The sequence below is a fragment of the Pseudomonas sp. LBUM1646 genome (assembly GCF_059716165.1).
This window is the reverse complement of record NZ_CP166810.1, coordinates 2,355,631-2,373,364: the sequence shown is the minus strand read 5'-3', so window position 1 is coordinate 2,373,364 and position 17,734 is coordinate 2,355,631. Positions and strand designations below refer to the sequence as shown.

General features: G+C 63.2%; 24 protein-coding genes. 12 read left to right on the top strand and 12 right to left on the bottom strand.

Going from position 1 to position 17,734, the window contains the following annotated elements; translation table 11 throughout:
* Position 1 precedes the first annotated feature (1 nt).
* The 12 genes from ACA071_RS10715 to ACA071_RS10660 all read left to right on the top strand — a co-directional run bounded on the left by ACA071_RS10715 (position 2) and on the right by ACA071_RS10660 (position 9,610).
* Complete coding sequence (locus tag ACA071_RS10715) at positions 2-928, top strand: FHA domain-containing protein (RefSeq protein WP_497645288.1); 927 nt, start codon at positions 2-4, stop codon at positions 926-928.
* A complete protein-coding gene (locus tag ACA071_RS10710; protein ID WP_497644271.1) occupies positions 925-2,274 on the top strand; it encodes a FliI/YscN family ATPase in 1,350 nt (449 codons plus the stop codon). Before ACA071_RS10715 ends, ACA071_RS10710 begins: the two co-directional genes overlap by 4 nt.
* Before the next feature lie 2 nt (positions 2,275-2,276).
* Positions 2,277-2,720 carry a type III secretion protein gene (locus ACA071_RS10705; RefSeq protein WP_497644270.1) on the top strand — a complete coding sequence of 148 codons (444 nt, stop codon included), beginning with the start codon at positions 2,277-2,279 and terminating at the stop codon, positions 2,718-2,720.
* Between the two features lie 4 nt (positions 2,721-2,724).
* Positions 2,725-3,276, top strand: a complete 552-nt coding sequence (locus ACA071_RS10700) for a type III secretion system HrpP C-terminal domain-containing protein (protein ID WP_497644269.1) — start codon at positions 2,725-2,727, stop codon at positions 3,274-3,276.
* The gene (locus ACA071_RS10695) at positions 3,273-3,989 is read left to right on the top strand and encodes a type III secretion system protein (RefSeq protein WP_497644268.1); all 717 of its coding nucleotides are present in this window, start codon (positions 3,273-3,275) and stop codon (positions 3,987-3,989) included. Before ACA071_RS10700 ends, ACA071_RS10695 begins: the two co-directional genes overlap by 4 nt.
* On the top strand, positions 3,979-4,344 hold the full coding sequence (locus ACA071_RS10690) for a FliM/FliN family flagellar motor switch protein (protein WP_497644267.1): 366 nt from the start codon (positions 3,979-3,981) through the stop codon (positions 4,342-4,344). Before ACA071_RS10695 ends, ACA071_RS10690 begins: the two co-directional genes overlap by 11 nt.
* Entirely contained in the window at positions 4,341-4,994 is a 654-nt protein-coding gene (gene sctR / locus ACA071_RS10685) for a type III secretion system export apparatus subunit SctR (protein ID WP_169370616.1), read from the top strand. Before ACA071_RS10690 ends, sctR begins: the two co-directional genes overlap by 4 nt.
* A gap of 8 nt (positions 4,995-5,002) precedes the next feature.
* The gene (gene sctS / locus ACA071_RS10680; RefSeq protein ID WP_497644266.1) at positions 5,003-5,269 is read left to right on the top strand and encodes a type III secretion system export apparatus subunit SctS; all 267 of its coding nucleotides are present in this window, start codon (positions 5,003-5,005) and stop codon (positions 5,267-5,269) included.
* A complete protein-coding gene (gene sctT / locus ACA071_RS10675) occupies positions 5,269-6,063 on the top strand; it encodes a type III secretion system export apparatus subunit SctT (protein WP_497644265.1) in 795 nt (264 codons plus the stop codon). The genes sctS and sctT overlap by 1 nt, the downstream gene beginning before the upstream one ends.
* Complete coding sequence (sctU, locus tag ACA071_RS10670; protein ID WP_497644264.1) at positions 6,060-7,136, top strand: type III secretion system export apparatus subunit SctU; 1,077 nt, start codon at positions 6,060-6,062, stop codon at positions 7,134-7,136. Before sctT ends, sctU begins: the two co-directional genes overlap by 4 nt.
* A gap of 75 nt (positions 7,137-7,211) precedes the next feature.
* Positions 7,212-8,138, top strand: coding sequence for a type III secretion system chaperone (locus ACA071_RS10665; protein WP_497644263.1), 927 nt, complete (start codon positions 7,212-7,214; stop codon positions 8,136-8,138).
* Positions 8,129-9,610, top strand: coding sequence for a hypothetical protein (locus ACA071_RS10660; RefSeq protein ID WP_497644262.1), 1,482 nt, complete (start codon positions 8,129-8,131; stop codon positions 9,608-9,610). Before ACA071_RS10665 ends, ACA071_RS10660 begins: the two co-directional genes overlap by 10 nt.
* Here ACA071_RS10660 and ACA071_RS10655 read toward each other — a convergent pair.
* The 12 genes from ACA071_RS10655 to ACA071_RS10600 all read right to left on the bottom strand — a co-directional run bounded on the left by ACA071_RS10655 (position 9,604) and on the right by ACA071_RS10600 (position 17,687).
* Positions 9,604-9,963, bottom strand: a complete 360-nt coding sequence (locus ACA071_RS10655; RefSeq protein ID WP_497644261.1) for a type III secretion protein HrpV — start codon at positions 9,961-9,963, stop codon at positions 9,604-9,606. The genes ACA071_RS10660 and ACA071_RS10655 overlap by 7 nt on opposite strands.
* Before the next feature lie 5 nt (positions 9,964-9,968).
* Positions 9,969-10,178, bottom strand: a complete 210-nt coding sequence (gene hrpT / locus ACA071_RS10650; RefSeq protein WP_497644260.1) for an HrpT family type III secretion system protein — start codon at positions 10,176-10,178, stop codon at positions 9,969-9,971.
* Entirely contained in the window at positions 10,175-12,244 is a 2,070-nt protein-coding gene (sctC, locus tag ACA071_RS10645) for a type III secretion system outer membrane ring subunit SctC (protein ID WP_497644259.1), read from the bottom strand. The genes hrpT and sctC overlap by 4 nt, the downstream gene beginning before the upstream one ends.
* A 1-nt stretch (position 12,245) precedes the next feature.
* Entirely contained in the window at positions 12,246-12,677 is a 432-nt protein-coding gene (locus ACA071_RS10640; RefSeq protein ID WP_497644258.1) for a type III secretion protein, read from the bottom strand.
* A complete protein-coding gene (locus ACA071_RS10635; protein ID WP_133836968.1) occupies positions 12,664-12,888 on the bottom strand; it encodes a type III secretion protein in 225 nt (74 codons plus the stop codon). The genes ACA071_RS10640 and ACA071_RS10635 overlap by 14 nt, the downstream gene beginning before the upstream one ends.
* Before the next feature lie 97 nt (positions 12,889-12,985).
* Positions 12,986-13,561, bottom strand: a complete 576-nt coding sequence (gene sctL / locus ACA071_RS10630; RefSeq protein ID WP_497644257.1) for a type III secretion system stator protein SctL — start codon at positions 13,559-13,561, stop codon at positions 12,986-12,988.
* A gap of 22 nt (positions 13,562-13,583) precedes the next feature.
* Positions 13,584-14,114 carry a type III secretion protein gene (locus tag ACA071_RS10625; protein ID WP_497644256.1) on the bottom strand — a complete coding sequence of 177 codons (531 nt, stop codon included), beginning with the start codon at positions 14,112-14,114 and terminating at the stop codon, positions 13,584-13,586.
* Positions 14,111-14,914, bottom strand: a complete 804-nt coding sequence (sctJ, locus tag ACA071_RS10620; protein WP_497644255.1) for a type III secretion system inner membrane ring lipoprotein SctJ — start codon at positions 14,912-14,914, stop codon at positions 14,111-14,113. Before sctJ ends, ACA071_RS10625 begins: the two co-directional genes overlap by 4 nt.
* A gap of 7 nt (positions 14,915-14,921) precedes the next feature.
* Complete coding sequence (gene sctI / locus ACA071_RS10615) at positions 14,922-15,281, bottom strand: type III secretion system inner rod subunit SctI (protein WP_497644254.1); 360 nt, start codon at positions 15,279-15,281, stop codon at positions 14,922-14,924.
* 56 nt (positions 15,282-15,337) lie between these two features.
* Complete coding sequence (locus tag ACA071_RS10610; RefSeq protein ID WP_497645287.1) at positions 15,338-16,246, bottom strand: hypothetical protein; 909 nt, start codon at positions 16,244-16,246, stop codon at positions 15,338-15,340.
* A gap of 99 nt (positions 16,247-16,345) precedes the next feature.
* On the bottom strand, positions 16,346-16,675 hold the full coding sequence (locus ACA071_RS10605; protein ID WP_169370630.1) for a type III secretion system major pilin HrpA: 330 nt from the start codon (positions 16,673-16,675) through the stop codon (positions 16,346-16,348).
* Between the two features lie 28 nt (positions 16,676-16,703).
* Complete coding sequence (locus ACA071_RS10600) at positions 16,704-17,687, bottom strand: sigma 54-interacting transcriptional regulator (protein WP_169370631.1); 984 nt, start codon at positions 17,685-17,687, stop codon at positions 16,704-16,706.
* Between the last annotated feature and the right edge of the window lie 47 nt (positions 17,688-17,734).

Below are 17,734 nucleotides of genomic sequence, written 5' to 3'. Positions count from 1 at the left end.
GATGTTTGAGCTGCGGGTATTGAGTGGCTTGCACCAGGGCGCCGCGTTGCCGTTGATTGGCGAGCAGTGGCTGATCGGTGCCGATGCCGAGCATGATCTGGCGTTGTACGACCCCGGCGTCGCCGCCCTGCATTGTCGGCTGACCCGCACCGAGGACGGCTGGCAGTTGAAGGCCGAAGACAGCCTGATCAACGACGAAGAAGGCCATGCCCGCACGGTGACCGAACTGACACCGAACCAGACCTTCGCCCTGGGCAATGTCTGGTTGTGCCTGTCGGCGGCCGAGCAGGATTGGCCGCTGGTGCCCGTGGTTGCACAGCCCGAAAATGCCCAGGACAGCGCTGAGCAATCGCCGCCGCTGGTGAATGTTTCGGGACGCTCGACGCGGTTCGACCGCATCGGCGCGGTGATCGTCGGCGTGCTGGTGGGCATCATGGGCAGCGCCTGGGGCTTGAGTCGCAGCGCCAGCCCACCGAGCGAGGCCGTCACCGCGCCCGCCCCGGGGAAAACCACCGCAGCGGCATCGCCGTCGAAAGTGAAACTGGCCAGCCGCGACGCGGTACGCCGCCAGCTCAACGCATTGCTCAGCGATCGGCTGTTGACCGACGTCAGCGTCGAAGACAGCGGCGAAGGCCTGGCCCTCAAGGGCGGCCTGAAAGACGACGCGCTGCTGGTTTATCAACGGATGCTGCAACGCTTCAACGAACGTTACGAACTGCCGGTGCCGCTGCTCGACGAGGTCGCCACCGCCGGTGCCGGCCTGCCGTTTGTGATCGTGCAGATCATCAGCGGTACCAACGCCCACCTGGTCACCAGCGAGGGCCAGCGGCTGTACATCGGCGATGTGCTCAACGGTCTGCGCCTGAGCCGGATCGACGAGCAGCGTATCGAGTTCGACGGCGACCGGCATGTCGAGGTGCACTGGTGACCACCGCCCTGGCGCAATGGACCCGCGAACAAACCACGCGCCTGTCGAACTGTTCGGCGGTGCGCATCAGCGGCCGGGTCTCGGCGGTCAACGGCATCCTGCTCGAATGCCAGGTGCCCGCCGCGAAGATCGGTGACTTGTGCGAAGTGAGCAAGGCCGACGGCAACAGCATGCTCGCCGAGATTGTCGGTTTCACCTCGCAATGCACCTTGCTCAGCGCCCTTGGTACGCCGGATGGCATTCAGGTTGGCGCGCGCATCCGGCCGCTGGGCATGGCCCATCGCATCGGCGTCGATGACAGTTTGCTTGGCCGCGTGCTCGACGGTTTCGGCCGGCCGCTGCTGGGCGATGGCGACGGTGCATTTGCCGGGCCGTATGACCGACGCACCACCACCCCGGTGATCGCCGACGCCTTGCCACCGATGCAAAAACCGCGGATCAGCACGGCGCTGCCCACCGGCATCCGCGCCATCGACAGTGCCATCCTGCTGGGCGAAGGGCAACGGGTCGGGCTGTTCGCCGGGGCCGGTTGCGGCAAGACCACGTTGCTGGCAGAAATGGCGCGCAACATGGATTGCGATGTCATCGTCTTCGGTTTGATCGGTGAGCGCGGGCGCGAGCTGCGCGAATTCCTCGACCATGAACTGGACGACACCCTGCGCCAGCGTTCAGTGCTGATCTGCGCCACATCCGACCGTTCAAGCATGGAGCGCGCCCGCGCGGCGTTCACCGCCACCGCCATCGCCGAGGCTTTTCGCAATCGCGGGATGAAGGTCTTGCTGCTGATCGACTCCCTGACCCGGTTTGCCAGGGCCCAACGCGAAATCGGCCTCGCCGCCGGCGAACCCTTGGGCCGTGGGGGGTTGCCGCCGTCGGTGTACACCTTGCTGCCACAACTGGTCGAGCGCGCCGGCATGAGCGAAAACGGCTCGATCACCGCGATTTATACGGTACTGATCGAACAGGATTCGATGAACGATCCGGTGGCCGACGAAGTGCGCTCGCTGCTCGACGGCCATATCGTACTCTCGCGCAAACTCGCCGAGCGCGGGCACTACCCGGCAATCGACGTGCCCGCCAGCATCAGTCGGATTCTCAGCAACGTCACCGGCCGCGAACACCAGCAAGCCAACAATCGCCTGCGCCGGTTGATGGCGGCCTATCGGCAAGTGGAGATGTTGCTGCGCCTGGGGGAATACCAGCCTGGGTCCGATCCGGTGACCGATTGCGCGGTGCAACTCAACGACGCCATCAACGACTTTCTGCGCCAGGACCTGCGCGAACCGGTGCTGCTGGAAACCACCCTTGAGCTGCTCATGCAAATCACCTCGCAGTTGCCGGGTTGAGCATGGACGACGAACTCGAAGTCGACCCGGACCGCGCCGCCCTGGCGCACGTGATCGGCGTGCTGACGCCCTTGCGCCAACACCGCCAGGCCCGCGCCGAACGTGCCCAACGTCAGTTGCAGGACGAGTTGCAGGCGATGCACGAACAACTGCGGCTCACCGAGCAGTCGTGGGTGCAGGAACGGGACAACCAGAAGGTCCGGCGCCAGCAGTTGTCGGCCGCGCACCTGCAGAAAACCATGGCACTGGATGACGTCGACCGTTGGCATGACAAGGAGCGCCGCATGCTCGACCGCCTCGCCTACATCCGCCAGAACGCCAACCAGTTGCACCACGGCATCGAGCAGCAACACCTGCGCATCGAGCAAGCGCGGCTGGAAGCCAAGGCCCGCCAGCGCGCCGTGGAAAAACTCGCCTGCATGAGCGAGACCCTGAATGAGGAATGAGCTTTTGAACGCACCGATCCAGCACCCGGCGCCGCGGCCGCCACAGAAACCGGCACCGGCGGCGATCCAGCCCCGGGTCGACAATCCAGCGGCCGCCAATTCGCAGCCTCGGCGCAACGAGCCGGAGCGCAGCCGTTTGGCGGACAGTCGACTGAATCAGGGCCGCGACAGCACCCGCCACCTGGATGCCGACGGCTTGTTCTTCGAGCAACTGCTGGTGCCGTCGGGCAGTGGCAAGGGCGACCAGTCCGGCGCCGGTGGCGGCAGCCATTTCAACATGTTCGCCCCGGCTGACGGTGTGCCAACGCAGTTGATCGATGAACTGGCGCTGCAACTGCCGGCCTACGGCAACCGCCCGTTTAGCGCCACATTATTGATGCCCAACCTGGGGAAAGTTCAGGTGCGGGCGAACAAGCGTGACAGCCGTTGGGCGATTGAACTGGGCTTCGAGCGCAGTGACGTGCTGGCGCGTTTGAGCGCCCGCCATCAAGCCTGCGAAGACGCGTTTGCCGATGCACTGGGGCACGACGTCGACCTGTCGATGGGGGTCGCATGAAGCCGCTGACACTGCGCCAGGTTGCGCCGAGCGTCGCCGCCGCGAGCCGATTGTTGGGCCGTGGTGGCTGGCTGGATTTTTCCAGCGCGGGCGAGGACGGGCGCCTGACCTTGAGTCCGCTGCGGTCCTTCGATAGCACTGCCACCGTGCCGTTCGGCAGCGCCCGTGGCCTGTTGCGCCTGGGCAACGCCGATGCGCTGTTGAGCCTGTTCGGCACCGCGCCGGTAGTCTGCGCCGGCCCGATGCAACCCTGGTACTGGCAATACGTGAATCAACAACTGAGCCCGACCTTGGCCAGCCTGTTCGCGCCGCTCGAACCTCTCGAAGGCGTCGATGAGCCGCTGCCCGAGCGCTTCGATTGCCGCATCAGCGTGCAACGGGCGGGCGAAACCGTACACGGCGTACTGAGTTGCGCCGCCGACACTTTGCTGCGGGTGTTGGACGCCGCCCCGTGGCAGGCCATCGAACAAGCGTTGCCGAGCGATTGGCCGCTGCACTACCCGGTGGTGCTCGGCCGCCTGGCCCTGACGATTCAGCAATTGGGCTCGCTACGGGTGGGCGATGTGGTGCTGCCCGGCGAACCGGGTTTCGACAGCGAAGGACACGGACACCTGCGACTGGGCGCCCGTGATTGGGCGGTCGATGCCGAGGCGCTCGACGGCAACTTGCAACTGCGGCTGATCCGCGAAAAGGACCTTCACGATGGACAATGACCCGCTGTACGAAGACGAATTGCCGGAGATTGACGGCGACGTCGCCGAAGCCGACATCGAAGTGACCGAGCCAGCCGACGAGCAACCGCCGGCCGAATCGATTGCCCAGGACCCGGTCCTGCCCTCCTCGCCCCTGACCGGCCTGAGCCTGGACCTGACGGTGCGCAGTGGCGGGCTAAGCCTAAGCCTGGAAGCCTTGCAACGCCTGGCCCCGGGTTCTGTGCTGGACGTTGCCGGCGTGGCGCCCGGCGAAGCGACCCTGTGCCATGGCGAGCGGGTCGTCGCCCACGGCGAACTGGTGGATATCGACGGGCGCCTCGGCCTGCAAATTACTCGGGTGGTATTCGACCGATGATCATGGAGGGCATGAACCCGATCATGCTCGCGCTGCTGCTGGGCGCGTTGTCATTGGTCCCGCTGTTTTTGATCGTCTGCACGGCGTTCCTGAAAATCTCCATGGTGCTGCTGATCACCCGCAACGCCATCGGCGTGCAGCAAGTGCCGCCGAACATGGCGATGTACGGCATCGCCCTGGCGGCGACGATGTTCGTCATGGCCCCGGTGGCACACGAAATCCAGCAGCGGGTGCAGGACAATCCGCTGGAAATGGGCACCACGGAAAAACTCCAGGTCAGCGCCAACACGGTGATGGAGCCGATCCAGCGCTTCATGAGCCGCAACACCGACCCCGACGTGCAAGCTCACCTGCTGGAAAATACCCACCGCATGTGGCCGGCGGAAATGGCGGAAAAGGCCAGCAGCAATGACCTGCTGCTAGCGATCCCGGCGTTCGTGCTTTCTGAGTTGCAGGCCGGGTTCCAGATCGGTTTTCTGATCTACATCCCCTTCATCGTCATCGACCTGATCGTCTCCAACCTGCTGCTGGCGCTGGGCATGCAAATGGTCTCGCCCATGACCATCTCGCTGCCGCTCAAGCTGCTGCTGTTCGTGCTGGTGCAGGGGTGGTCGCGGCTGCTCGACAGTCTGTTTTATTCCTATATGTGAGGCCCACCGTGGAAGCATTGGCACTGTTCAAGCAAGGCATGTTCCTGGTGGTGATCCTCACCGCGCCGACCCTCGGCGTCGCGGTGTTGGTCGGCGTACTGACGTCGCTGTTGCAGGCGCTGATGCAGATCCAGGACCAGACGTTGCCCTTCGGGATCAAACTGGCCGCCGTGGGCCTGACACTGGCGGCGACCGGGCGCTGGATCGGCGTCGAACTGATCCAGTTCATCAACCTCTCGTTCGACCTGATTGCCCGCACCGGCGGCGCCCATTGATGCCGTTCAACGCCGAGCACCTGTTCGAGCTGATGCTCGGCATGGGCCTGGCTATCGCGCGGATTCTGCCGTGCCTGATCCTAGTCCCGGCGTTCTGTTTCAAGCACATCAAAGGGCCGCTGCGCTATGGCGTGACCTGCGCGATTTCCCTGGTGCCGGCGCCGAGCATCGGCCGGGTGCTGGCCCTGGAAAACGACAACTGGTACACCATCGTCGGGCTGCTGCTCAAGGAGTCGGTGCTGGGGGTGTTGCTGGGATTGTTGCTGTACGCGCCGTTCTGGATGTTCGCCACGGTCGGCGCCTTGCTCGACAGCCAGCGCGGCGCCTTGAGTGGCGGGCAGATAAACCCGTCGCTGGGGCCGGACGCCACACCGCTGGGCGAGTTGTTCCAGGAAACGCTGATCATGCTGGTGATTCTGTCCGGTGGTCTGTCGCTGATCACCCAGGTGATTTGGGACAGCTATGAAATCTGGCCGCCCACCGTGTGGTTGCCGGGGATGAACGCCCAGGGCCTGGATATTTTCCTCGGCCAATTGAACCTGACCCTGCAACACGCGCTGCTGTACGCCGCACCCTTCATTGGCCTGCTGTTGTTGATCGAGGCCGCGTTTGCCATCGTCGGCTTGTACGCCCAGCAACTGAATGTCTCGGTGCTGGCAATGCCGGCCAAAAGCATGGCCGGGCTGGCGTTCCTGCTGGTGTACATGCCGACCCTGCTGGAACTGGGCAACGGCCAATTGCAAAAGCTGCTCGATATCAAGTTTCTGCTCGGGCATCTGGTGCTGGTGCCATGAGCGAAAAAACCGAAAAAGCCACACCCAAGAAACTGCGCGATGCCCGGGAAAAAGGCCAGGTCGGGCAAAGCCAGGACCTGAGCAAATTGCTGGTGCTGATGGTGGTCAGCGAGGTCTGCCTGGGCATGGCCGATCAAAGCGTGGAGAAACTGGAATACCTGCTGACCCTGTCGTTGAAGCGCATGAACGAACCGTTCCTCAGCACCCTGACCGAACTGATCGGCGAGGCCACCTGGGTGTTGATCACCTTCATTCTGCTGAGTGTCGGCGTGGCCATGCTGATGCGCATGGCCGGCAGTTGGTTGCAGATCGGTTTTCTATTCGCACCCAAGGCGCTGAAAATCGACCTCGGCAAGCTCAACCCCATCGGTCATCTCAAGCAGATGTTTTCCGGGCAGAACCTGACGACCCTGCTGCTGAGCATCCTCAAGGCCATCGCCATCGGCGCGACGCTGTACGTGTCGATTAAACCGGTGCTGGGCAAATTGATCCTGCTGGCGGACTCGGACCTGACCACTTACTGGCATGCGCTGCTGACGCTGTTTCGCAGCATCTTGCGCACCACCCTCGGCTTGCTGCTGGTCCTGGCATTGGTCGACTACGCGCTGCAAAAGTACTTCCACGCCAAGAAAATGCGCATGAGCCATGAGGACATCAAGAAGGAATACAAGGAGTCCGAGGGCGATCCGCACGTCAAGGGCCATCGCCGGCAACTGGCCCACGAACTGCTCAACGAAGAACCGACCTCGCCGGCCAAACCGCTGGAGGACGCCGACCTGCTGCTGGTCAACCCGACGCACTTTGCGGTGGCGTTGTATTACCGGCCGGGCCAGACGCCGCTGCCACTGATTCACTGCAAGGGTGAAGACGAAGACGCCTTGGCGCTGATCGAACGGGCGAAACAGGCGAAGATTCCGATCGTGCAAAGCGTGTGGCTGGCGCGCACCTTGTACAAGGTCAGGACCGGTCGCCACATCCCGCGCCCGACCCTGCTGGAAGTGGCGCATATCTACCAGGTGATCCGTCAGTTGGATGAGATCACCGACGAGATCATTCAACTCGAAGACCGCTGATTCAGAGCGGCGCGTTCACGAAACTGCAACGTTAAAAGGCTTCAATGGCCTTCAAAACTTTCGGCAGTGTAGCTCATGAATTCGTCGCCTCTTACGCCCGTTCCCGATGCCGCCACACCCTGGTTGTTGAACGCCGCCAAACACCTTGGTGTGGCGCCACAACAGGCCCGGGATTTCGCCCGCAGCGGCGAGTTGCAACTGCCGGGGCTGACGCTGCAACTGATCCTTTGGCAAATCGAACCTTTCGCGCAGTGGATCGTGCTGGCACAGCTACCGCGTCCCGAAACCCTGACCCCGCTGCAATGGAACGAACTGCTGCTGCGGGCCAACTGCGCGATCAGCGCCATGAGCGCTTGCACCGCCGCACTGGACGAACGCGGCCATGGCTTGCTGGTCAAGCGCCTGGGGTATCAGGCGTACTCGGATCACGCAGGACTGGCTAACGAACTGGACCATATGATCGCCGTGGCAGAAAGTCTGGTCGCGGGGGCTACCGCGTTGACTTCAGGGCCGGTCCGCGCCGAGACAACGCCAGGTCCGGCGCCCGCGTCGAATCCTGTCACGGCACCAGCGGCCAAAGCGGCGATGGACCAGCACTGGCATCGACCCTTGCTGATTCAAGCGATGCAACAACTGGGCATTGCCGCCCCGCCGGAGGCACAGATCCAGACCGTCGGGGTGATCCAGCTCGGCGCCCGGTCGTTCGAAGTGATCGCCGATGGCGACCAGCGCCACCTGCTGGTCAGTACGATCATCGAGGCGCCACTGCGCAGTGCCGCTCAACGTGAACTAGCCTTACGCGCCAACCTGCAATTAATGCTGCTGAGCGGTTGCGCCGTGGCCCTCGCGCCTCAGGGCAGTTGCCTGCAAGCCCGCTGGGATTGCAAAGGGCTGGACGGCGAGGCCTTCGCCGACTGGCTGCTGGATGTTGCCCGACTGGCCGACAGTTTCGTCGCGCCTTCGCCCGCCGCGCTACCCAAGAGGAATCCGGCATGGACATGAGACCCGCAGCACCTGGCATTGCCCCGCCGACGCGGCTCGAATTGCAACCACTGGGCCGCAACCGAACCCCGGTAGATCTGGAGCGCGGGCAGACACCGCCGCCCCCACCCGGTTTCACCGCTCGGGCGGCACAAGCGGCGATGAGCCTGGGCCAGACGTTCCACCGCAGTTATCTGGCGCCGGCCTATGCAAGCGCCAGCAGCGCCGGGGGTGCGGTGCGCGATCAGCTCAAGAGCGGCGCGATCCAGGCTTGGAGTGACAGCGCGGCGAATCTGCCGTCCGGTCGCACCACGCTGGCGGCGGCCGGCCAGACCCTGCAACAGATGGCCACCTGCGGCCTGCCGACTTACGTGCGCGAAGTCGCGTTCATGCACGCCTACAGCGCGCTGGCCGATGGCCTGGCGGAAAAAAACCCCGGCGGTGCCCTGGTGCTGCAAGCGGCGATTTCCCTGGCGTCGATTGCCACCCAAGTCTACGTGCGCCAACCGCGCCTGGAGCGTCTCGGCGCCGAATCGAACGTCGCCGTGCGCGGCCACTTTGCCTTGAGCGAAGCGAAATGGAATGGCCTGGCGCCCGACAAACAAGACGCCCTGCGCACGCAGTTGCAGCGCGACTCGCGCAACGTCACGCGCAATCAAGTGGCCGCCGAAGCGATCTACCTGAGCCTCGGCGCACTCGGAGCTGCTCGCGGCGACGGCGCCTTGAGCGCGCGGATTCTCTCGACCCAGTTACGCAACGTGATCTACGCCGTGTCGCGCGAAGCCATGCAGGCCAGCCTGAGCATGACCGGCAAACACGACGACACCAAAACTCACGGGGTCAATCAGGACAACATGGCCCTGCTCGGCTGGGCCTATGGCGCGATGACCCTGACCATGGGCTTCGTCCAGGATTCGGTCAGCCCGCAGACCTTGCCGCCGGGGCAAACCCTGTCGAGCCCGGCATTGACAGGCGCTGATAAGTTGCCGCTTCGGGGTGAAGCGCTGGCCAAATCTATCCAGACCCTGGCCGGCACCCGCGCGGCGTTCAACACCGTGATCGCGATCATGGACAATCACCTGCAAAAGCATTTCGACACGCGCCAGGCCGGCACCACGCAACAGTTCGAAGCGAGCCTGCCGCTCAAGGATTATGGGCGGATTCTCGATCAGTCCCCGGCGCGCGTGGCCTGGACCAGCCTGGCCAGCGCGATCAACATGGCCATGGGCGAAGTCACCCGCGGCAATACCTCAACGGCCCTCGGCAGCTTCCTCGGCAATGCCGGCACCGCTGCGGCTATGGGCCTGGCTTATCGCACCATGAACCAGACGTTCCAGGCCCACGGCAGCGTGCGCAAAGCCCTCGACAACCCGCCAGCGCAGACGCCAGCCGCCGTCGCCCAACCGGGCATCGAACCGCAGGGCGCTGCCGCCATCAATCGCCGGGCCAATGCCCTGCGCGCGCAAATAGAGAACGCTCGGGAAGGTCAGTAAGCGCCATCGCCCAAGTGATCGAGCCCCGCCAGCAGCAGTTGATGCTGGCGGATATCGTCCAGGGACACGTGGCTGCCCGAGCCCATGGGCGTGGCGTGCCACACCACGAAATCGCGCTGGGAATCGAGGAACAGAAAGTAATCGGGAAACAGGTGCGACTGAGTGAAGCGCCGCTCCAGTGCCGTGCGCAATTGCTGGGGTTTCAATGATCGGCTTTCAATGTGCAAGGCGATGCCCCAGTCCTGGTGTTCGCGGCGACTGACGAACGAAACACCCGCCGCAACCGGCCAGACTGCAGCCTGTTCGGCGGCAACTTGGGCGTAGAACGCCGACTTCTCTGAAACTCGGATCATAGCCTTCAATCCCTTAATGGCACGACGGTGAAGTCGAGCGTGCGCTCACGCGCTTCGAGGCCCTGGCGCATGTCCGCCGGCCACCAGATCACCAGTTCGCGATCGTTGGAGTCGGGTCGATCGCACGCCTCTGCGGCGCAACCGGTACCCGAGCCCGCGCAACCGGCCAACATCGCGCACAACGCCAGCAACGTCCCACACAAAACCTGGTTCATGGTGTCGTTCCCTTGAGTAACGAGGCGCGCGCCTGGGCGTTGGCCGTGAGTGATTTGGGTTGGCGCACGGCAATGAACACTTCGCTTTCTTCCCCCGGTTGCAGCCAGGCCTTGGGCCAGGCGCTGACGCCGAGTACCCAGCGCCCGCCGCAAGTACTTTCATCGATGCGCTGGGGTTTGTCGCTGGTGTTGCGCGCCACCACCACCGCCACGCCCCACTGCTTTTGCGTGTACCACTGGGCGCGTTCGCCATCGATGGCCACGCCTGAATTCGAGTCGCACAAGGTGTTGGGAATGAACGGCAGTTGATCGCTGCTGGTGAACCCGGCCGGGGCGATGCCATCGAGCAATTGGGTGAAAGCTTTCTGCACGTCGATGCGCGTCGGTTGCGCGCCGTCACGCCGACCGCTGATGCGTTTGGACGCCGCATCCACGTCGTCCGGGTTGCCGTTTTCGACGTAGCGCGACGGGTCGACCTGATCACCGATCAGCCGTGGCGTGAGGATAAACAGCCGCTCGCGTTTGCTGGTGCGGTGGCTGCTGGAGGTGAACAGCAGTTTGCCAATCAACGGAATGGCGCTGAGGTAAGGAATCTTGCGCACCTTGTCGTCGGACTCCAGCACATGGAAACCACCGACCACCAACGACCCGTGTTCGGCGATCACCGCCTGGGTACTGACGTTGCCTTTGCGCACGCTCGGTTGCGAAGGGTTGAGCACCGAGGCGTCGATCTGTCCGTCTTCGATGTCGAGGATCAGTTGCACCTGGGATTTTCCTTCGTGATTCAGCGAGCGCGGAATCACCTGCAGACTGGTGCCGGCGGTGATCGGCTGGATATCGGCGACCCGTTCGCCAGTGGCGGTCAGGTATTCGGTGCGACTGAAGTCGATCACCGCCGGTTGGTTTTCCAGGGTCAGGATCGACGGATTGCCCACCACCGTCGCCGAGCCCTTGCCTTCCAGCGCATGAATGGCCAGGGCAAATCGACCAGAGTTTTCCACCGACAAGGTCGAGCTGGAACCTGAATCGAGCAGCGAGGCACTGACATTGGTGCCGCCGGCCCAAATGTTCCAGCTGCTGGACAGTTCGGCCAGGTCTTCGCGGTTGATATCGAGAATCACCGCATCGATTTCGATCAGGTTGCGCGGTTGATCGAGCTGTTTGACCAGCTTCTGATACAACGCCTTGCGCTTTGGCAAGTCATAGATCAGCACTGCGTTGTTGCGCACATCGGCGCTGACGCGGATCCGCGACTTGCTGCCGGACGCGCCCTTGCCCTTCCTCGAACCGGTATTGGCCAGCACCTGATCCAGGCCTTTTTGCAGGTCGTTGGTGTCGAGCCCGCCGAGCAGCGTCGAACCGCCGCCGTAGGGACTGCCACCGGCACCCAGCCCGGCGCCCTGGAGCAGGTTGACGCCGTTGATCGTATCGCCCCGAGAGCGGGTTTCGAGCAAGTCCTGAAGAATGCTCGCGACCCCGGCCACCGTCAGTTGCTGGTCGCGATAGCGAATGGTGCGGTCGGCGGCGTTGGCGTACTTCAACGGCAGCACGACGATGTCCTGCTTCTCGTCCGGGGTGTCGACTTTCTTGCTGTAGTCGCGCACGAAATTGACGTACTTGGCCGGCCCGCGCACCAGCACCACGCCCTCGTCGGGCAAGGCGCCCCAGCCGAATCGGGAATCCAGCAGGCCGACATCGGTCAGGGCACTCTTGAGGTCATCCACCGCATCCGGGGACACCTCGATGCGCGCCGAGGTCTGCTCGCTGGTCGGGCTGATGTACAGCGTCTCGTTGTAGACGAACCACTGGAAGTGATGTTCCTGGCTCAATCGCTCAAGAAACGCCTGGGGGTTTTGCGCCTTGATGCGGCCGTCGACGATGCCGTCCACCGGTTCCATTTCCAGGCCCAGGCCAAACTCCTTGGCGAAGTCGGCCAGCGCCGTCGCCAAATCCGCCTGACTGGCGTCATAGGCGTACGCCGTGTGTTTCCAGGCCGGCGGCACGGCGGCGAATGCCGAGGCACTCATCCAGATCAATAGCCAAGGCAACCACTTAAAGGCCTTCATTTCACGCTCCGGGTTGCCAGGTATTGAGGGTCGAACGGGGCAACGCAGTATTCGCCAGGCTGCCCAAAGAATTCTGTAACAGGCTGAGCATCGCGGCGCGCTGATTGGCCAGGTGTTCCAGGCGTTGCAGCAACACAGGGGCGGCAGAGGGCGGTGCCTGCCAACTGACCAGCACCAGGCAGTGGCTGTCGGGATCGATCGCCAGCGCACCTTCGCAGTGACAGGCCACGCCGGCGCTGCTCTGGATCAGCAGCGCGGTCAAGCGATCGGGATCGGCGGCGTCGTACGGGTCCAGCACGTCGATGCTGCAACGCACGCCGTCTTCGCAGCGGGCTAGTCGGGCGTTGGCCTCGTCGATCCAACAGTCCAGCGGTGCGCCAGCACCTTGCTCGCACCACTGGGTGATCACCGCAACGAAGTCATTGAATTCCATCGATGATCGCTTTCGTCAAACCATGCTGGGCGCGCAGGCCTTCGCTCAACACCGAGGTCGCGGTGGCCATTTTCTGCGACGCGTCGCTGAATGCCATCATGTCTTCGGGCGAGCCACTGTCCGCGGCGTCGAGGGCGGCCTCGTCAGTGTTGGTCTGGCTGTTGCTGAATGAATGGTCGAGGCGATGCTGCAAGGCTTTGAAACTGATCATGAAGAGTGCTCCACGGAAAGGGTCGCCAGTGAGTGGAGCAAAACCGTCAGCCGGTTCCACTTTTTGCATAAGAGGGGAAAAAGAAGGCGCCGCCTAGTCAGTCGCCCTGCCCCAACAGGCAGCGGACCAACCCGGACCAATCGAGATCGAATTCCCCGGCGTCGCTGCTCAGGCGCAGGTTCTGCGGCGGCATCGAAGACTCTTCGCGCAACGTCCACAGCGCGGCGAAACGGCCTCCGGCGAGCCAGTCCTGCACGTCGGCGAATAACGCGGGGGGACAACTGAGGGTCGCGGTGCAGGCATCGCTCTGGCTGGCCGCCAGATGCTTGATCAGCGCTTGTCCGCGCTCGATGACACTGGTGTCGTCGAACAGCCGGGTCAGCGCCAGCGTGAGCATGGCCTCGGCCGACTCGACCGCCGAACGTTGCAAGGCCTGGCGCTGGTCCTCCAGGGTTTGCAGGAAGGCATTGGCCTGCGCCCAGAACTGCCCCGTCGCCTGATCGAGAGAACGCTGGCATTGGCCTTGCGCCTCGGCGATCAACGCCTCGGCTTCGGCATGGGCGGTGAGCAGCAAGTCACTGGCCCGTTGCGCATCCGCGAGGTCTTCGCGGCGCAGGATCGGTTCCCGCAGCAACGCCTCGGTGCCCAGGGACAAGCGTCGTCGAACCAGCATCAGCGCAGTACTCGGTGGAGGTTCATGGCGTCGAGACGCGCCACAACACGGCGCACCACAAGGTGTCGAGTTTGTTTGGCGGCAGGTCCGTCGCCGGCTCCCCGACCTCCCCCGGGGCCCATCCCAGACGCAAGCGCGGCCAGATCGCCGGGCCCAGCCAGGCGCCGAGCAGCGGACGCATGTCGGTCTGTTGCGGGTCGGCCCAAAGACCCGGGCGCAAGGCCTTGGCCAGGCTGCGACACCAGGCATCGTGCCGCGCGGCCACGGTGGGTTCGGCGGGCAGCGGCGCGCAACAGATCGAGCGAGCGAAGGCCAGCGCTTGCTGACGTTGCTCCAGGCTCAGCGACAGCCACAACAGCACATCGGCGTCCGGCTCGGGCGGTTGGCTGGGACGCACGCCGAGGCTGGCCAGTAAATCCGCCTGCCGGCTGCGCGTCACACCCGCGCATGCCTCAGGTTCCAGGCCCTGGAGCGCCAGCATCTGCGCCTGCCAGGCCGGATGCGCCCAACGCCAGGTGCAACACCACCAGTTCACCCAGTCGGTCGCGGTCATAGGTTCGCCGGTAACGTCGAATCGCTGCGCCGGCCGGGCCACACACGGGCGAGCAATGCCCCGCGCCAGTCACGGCGCAACCCCAGGGCCAGCGCGGCCAGCAGTAACAACAGGCTGACCGGAAGCACCAGCGTCATGACATGCCAGAAGCCAACGTCCGGGCTGTCGATCAGGAATGGGCCGAAACGCACGAGGTTTTCCTTGTCCTGAAACTCCATGGACGGGACGAAGACGATGGCGAATTTTTTCGAGTTGGCCGCCTCCTGGGACATCCCCGGAATGCTGCTCGCGACCATTTGCTGAATGCGCCCACGTACGCTGTCCGGATCAAGCGCCGCAGTGTGCTTGATGAACACCGCCGCCGACGCCGGTTGCACCGGTTCGCCAGGGGCGATGCGTTCCGGCAGCACCACGTGGACCCGCGCGACAATCACGCCGTCGATCTGCGACAAGGTCGATTCCAGTTCCTGGGACAAGGCGTAGATGTAGCGTGCCCGTTCCTCCAGCGGTGTGGAAATCACCCCTTCTTTCTTGAAGATTTCACCGAGGCTGGTGCGGGCCCGTCGCGGCAGGCCGGCGGCTTCCAGCACGCGCACCGCGCGATTGATGTCGCGGGCGGCGACGATGATGGTCACGCCGGTTTTTTGCATCTGCTTGCGGGCGTCGATGTGCTGGTCGGCGAGCTTGGCGATGACGTCATTGGAGTCCGGCTCCGAGAGGCCGCCGAACAGTTCCGTGTCGTCGCTGCAACCGCTGAGCAACAGCAGGCACAGCAACACAATCGGGGCAAAGAATTTCACGCCGGGCCTACTGCATGTTGGTCAATTTATCGAGCGCCTGGGCGCTCTTGCTCACCACTTTGGTGGTGATCGCCATTTGCAGCGAGTACTGCGACAGCGAGCGGCTCATCTTGACCATGTCCATCGGATCAGCCGAGCCGGCAGCGGTTTTCATCGAGCGCAGCGCCTGCTGCGACAACTGTTCCTGAGACTGGAAACGCTCGGACAGCGCGCCCATCACACCGTCGGCCATATGCCCCGCCGGGGCGGCCTCGTTGCGCATGGCGCCATTGAATAAGTCGACATCCGCCTGCGCAGGTCCGGAAACCAGGCCTGGGTCAGGCTCGACCGGGACGCCTTTGGGTGCATTGATGGGGGAAAGACTCACGGGCGTTCTCCGGCAGACGGTGTCGAGGGGTGCGATGGTTCACGGCAATCCTGGGATCAGGAAACGCCCGCGCTCATCACGTCGAGGATGTTTTGCGCCGCTTCGGCGGCCGAACTTTTCAGGCTGTGTTGTTGCAACTGCGGGCTCAGGCCGTTCTGCGGGAGGCTATCAGCGCCGCCCTCCGCCCCTTTGCCTCCGGCAATCCCCAGGCCCATTTCCAGGCCTTGCTTGAAGATGTCCATCGGGTTGCTGCTGCCCGACAGTTGCGACAGATCGTTGGATTGGCCGCCCGAAGACGCATCGTTGGCCGACGGTTCCTGTTGCGGGCTGCCCAGGCCGCCGTTGCCCTGGGTCGATTGCGTGCCCTGTGCGCCACCGGCACCCATCTGCTGGGAAATCTGCTCCAGCGCCGCGCGGAATTTCGAGGTTTCACCCTTGTCGAGGAAGTTGTCCTTGCCGCCGCTCTCGTCGAGTTCCTTACTCCAGGACCCGGAATCCGGCGCACCGAACTGGGCTTTGTTCTGGTCCATGAAATTGGCGACCTGTTGCAGGATCGGTTTGTCGGCCTTAGAGAAGGTCGAGCCTTCGCCCTTGTCGGTCAGCGCATTGTCCAGCGATGACTTGCCCAGACCTTGCAGGGTCTGGGACATCAAATCCTGCCCGCCCTGGCCTTTGCCGCCAATGCCGGCATCCGCCGAGGCGCCGAAATTGCTGCCCAGTTTGTCCTTGATCAAATCGCCCAACGCTTTCTTGACGGCGTTCTCTTCGCCGCCCTTTCCCCCGGCCAAGGCCATGAACGGGTTCTCTTTTTTAAGTTGTTGTTCAACCATCTTGCCCAAGGGCGAATCGGTATTGAGGTGGCCGCCGGACATCAGCGAACTGCTTAACTTGTCGACCACCCCTTTCATGGAATTAATTGATTCGGAGGCCACGGAAGTTAAGGTCGCCGGAATAGCGCCGCCCATTTTCAGAAGCGAACTGGCACCTGCTGCTAGAGGATTTAACATGGAAGATTCTCGCTAACGATCAAAAGCCCTCTGCACAAACAGAGGGCATAGGGATGATTAATAGCTGATGCCTTTCGCACTTTGTGCGACGTTGGAAATTTGCTTGTTGGCCGCGTCCGTCTGGGCGGAACTGATGGCCTGCAGTGTGTTGCGCTGTTCCGTTTGCATGGCCGCCTGGCCTTGCATGGTGATATTGCGGGCCGATTGCTCGTCCTGCATCTGCATCATTTTCATTTGTGCGTCGGCCGCTTTACCGCCGCCAGACATATCGGCGGCTGCCGACTGGTTTTGCGCATTGCCTTTAACCGAGTTAGCGGTTTCTTTAACTGAGTTGAAACCATTTACCGCTGTATTCGCAGCGCCACCTACTCCACCCATACCAGCCATAGTCTTAACTCCACAATGAACACCCGCATCAGTGCGAGATATCCATGAGTGGAGCCGTGGCGGATTTGGGTTCCACTTTTTTTTCCAGGGGATCGTGTTTGAGGAATATATCCAGCGACTTGATGCGGTGATAAAGCGTGCGCCGCGGCACCCCCAATTCCATGCTCACCGCGTCGACGGACTGACCATGGCGCTTGAGCGCCTCCTGGATCAGGATGCGTTCGATAACCCGCATCTGCGCCTTGAGGGTCTGGCTCTCGGGGTCTTCACCGGGACCGCCGCCGAGCAATGGGAAACCCAGCACGAAACGCTTGGCCGCGGACTTCAATTCACGGATGTTGCCGGGCCAGGAATGGCTGAGCAGCACTTGGGTCAGCGCCGCGCCCAGCGCTTTGTGACCCCGCCCCAGGTCTCGGGCGGCGGCGTTGGAAAATTGGGAAAACAGCGGAATGATCTGGTCGCGACGCTCGCGCAATGCCGGCAACTGGATGGTCAGCACGTTGAGGCGAAAATACAGGTCGCGGCGAAACAGGCCCTGCTCGACCATTTCGTCCAGAGGCCTCTGGGCCGAGGCGATCACGCATAACTCCAGGGGAATGACCGTGGTCGAGCCGAGTCGCTCGATGGCCCGGACCTCCAGCACCCGCAGCAGTTTCGCCTGGAGATTGAGCGGCATGCTGTCGATCTCGTCGAGGTACAGCGTGCCGCCTTGCGCCGCTTCGATGTAGCCCATCCGCGAACGACTGGCCCCGGTGAACGCGCCGCTGACCACCCCGAACAATTCGCTTTCGGCCAGGGATTCCGGAATCGCCGCGCAATTCATCGCCACAAACCCGCCCTTGCGTTCCGACAACACGTGAATGCGTTGCGCCAGGGTGTCCTTGCCGGTGCCGGTCTCCCCCGACAGCAGCAGATCGATGCCCAGTGGCGAGGTGCTTTGCGCAATGATTTTTATGTCGGGGAGGTCGTTATCGCAGTCAAGCTCACAATCAAAGTAATCGTACACACTCATCTACGATCTCCAGATCGGTTTCCTTCAAGTTATGCCCCCGTCCATAG

What these genes read in the sequence shown, in the direction of transcription:
- ACA071_RS10715 (WP_497645288.1), top strand. Translation starts at nt 2, where the DNA reads ATGTTTGAGCTGCGGGTATTGAGTGGCTTGCACCAGGGCGCCGCGTTG.
- ACA071_RS10705 (WP_497644270.1), top strand. Translation starts at nt 2,277, where the DNA reads ATGGACGACGAACTCGAAGTCGACCCGGACCGCGCCGCCCTGGCGCAC.
- ACA071_RS10695 (WP_497644268.1), top strand. Translation starts at nt 3,273, where the DNA reads ATGAAGCCGCTGACACTGCGCCAGGTTGCGCCGAGCGTCGCCGCCGCG.
- ACA071_RS10690 (WP_497644267.1), top strand. Translation starts at nt 3,979, where the DNA reads ATGGACAATGACCCGCTGTACGAAGACGAATTGCCGGAGATTGACGGC.
- sctR (WP_169370616.1), top strand. Translation starts at nt 4,341, where the DNA reads ATGATCATGGAGGGCATGAACCCGATCATGCTCGCGCTGCTGCTGGGC.
- sctT (WP_497644265.1), top strand. Translation starts at nt 5,269, where the DNA reads ATGCCGTTCAACGCCGAGCACCTGTTCGAGCTGATGCTCGGCATGGGC.
- sctU (WP_497644264.1), top strand. Translation starts at nt 6,060, where the DNA reads ATGAGCGAAAAAACCGAAAAAGCCACACCCAAGAAACTGCGCGATGCC.
- ACA071_RS10665 (WP_497644263.1), top strand. Translation starts at nt 7,212, where the DNA reads ATGAATTCGTCGCCTCTTACGCCCGTTCCCGATGCCGCCACACCCTGG.
- ACA071_RS10660 (WP_497644262.1), top strand. Translation starts at nt 8,129, where the DNA reads ATGGACATGAGACCCGCAGCACCTGGCATTGCCCCGCCGACGCGGCTC.
- ACA071_RS10655 (WP_497644261.1), bottom strand. Translation starts at nt 9,963, where the DNA reads ATGATCCGAGTTTCAGAGAAGTCGGCGTTCTACGCCCAAGTTGCCGCC.
- hrpT (WP_497644260.1), bottom strand. Translation starts at nt 10,178, where the DNA reads ATGAACCAGGTTTTGTGTGGGACGTTGCTGGCGTTGTGCGCGATGTTG.
- sctC (WP_497644259.1), bottom strand. Translation starts at nt 12,244, where the DNA reads ATGAAGGCCTTTAAGTGGTTGCCTTGGCTATTGATCTGGATGAGTGCC.
- ACA071_RS10640 (WP_497644258.1), bottom strand. Translation starts at nt 12,677, where the DNA reads ATGGAATTCAATGACTTCGTTGCGGTGATCACCCAGTGGTGCGAGCAA.
- ACA071_RS10635 (WP_133836968.1), bottom strand. Translation starts at nt 12,888, where the DNA reads ATGATCAGTTTCAAAGCCTTGCAGCATCGCCTCGACCATTCATTCAGC.
- sctL (WP_497644257.1), bottom strand. Translation starts at nt 13,561, where the DNA reads ATGCTGGTTCGACGACGCTTGTCCCTGGGCACCGAGGCGTTGCTGCGG.
- ACA071_RS10625 (WP_497644256.1), bottom strand. Translation starts at nt 14,114, where the DNA reads ATGACCGCGACCGACTGGGTGAACTGGTGGTGTTGCACCTGGCGTTGG.
- ACA071_RS10610 (WP_497645287.1), bottom strand. Translation starts at nt 16,246, where the DNA reads ATGGGCGGCGCTATTCCGGCGACCTTAACTTCCGTGGCCTCCGAATCA.
- ACA071_RS10605 (WP_169370630.1), bottom strand. Translation starts at nt 16,675, where the DNA reads ATGGCTGGTATGGGTGGAGTAGGTGGCGCTGCGAATACAGCGGTAAAT.
- ACA071_RS10600 (WP_169370631.1), bottom strand. Translation starts at nt 17,687, where the DNA reads ATGAGTGTGTACGATTACTTTGATTGTGAGCTTGACTGCGATAACGAC.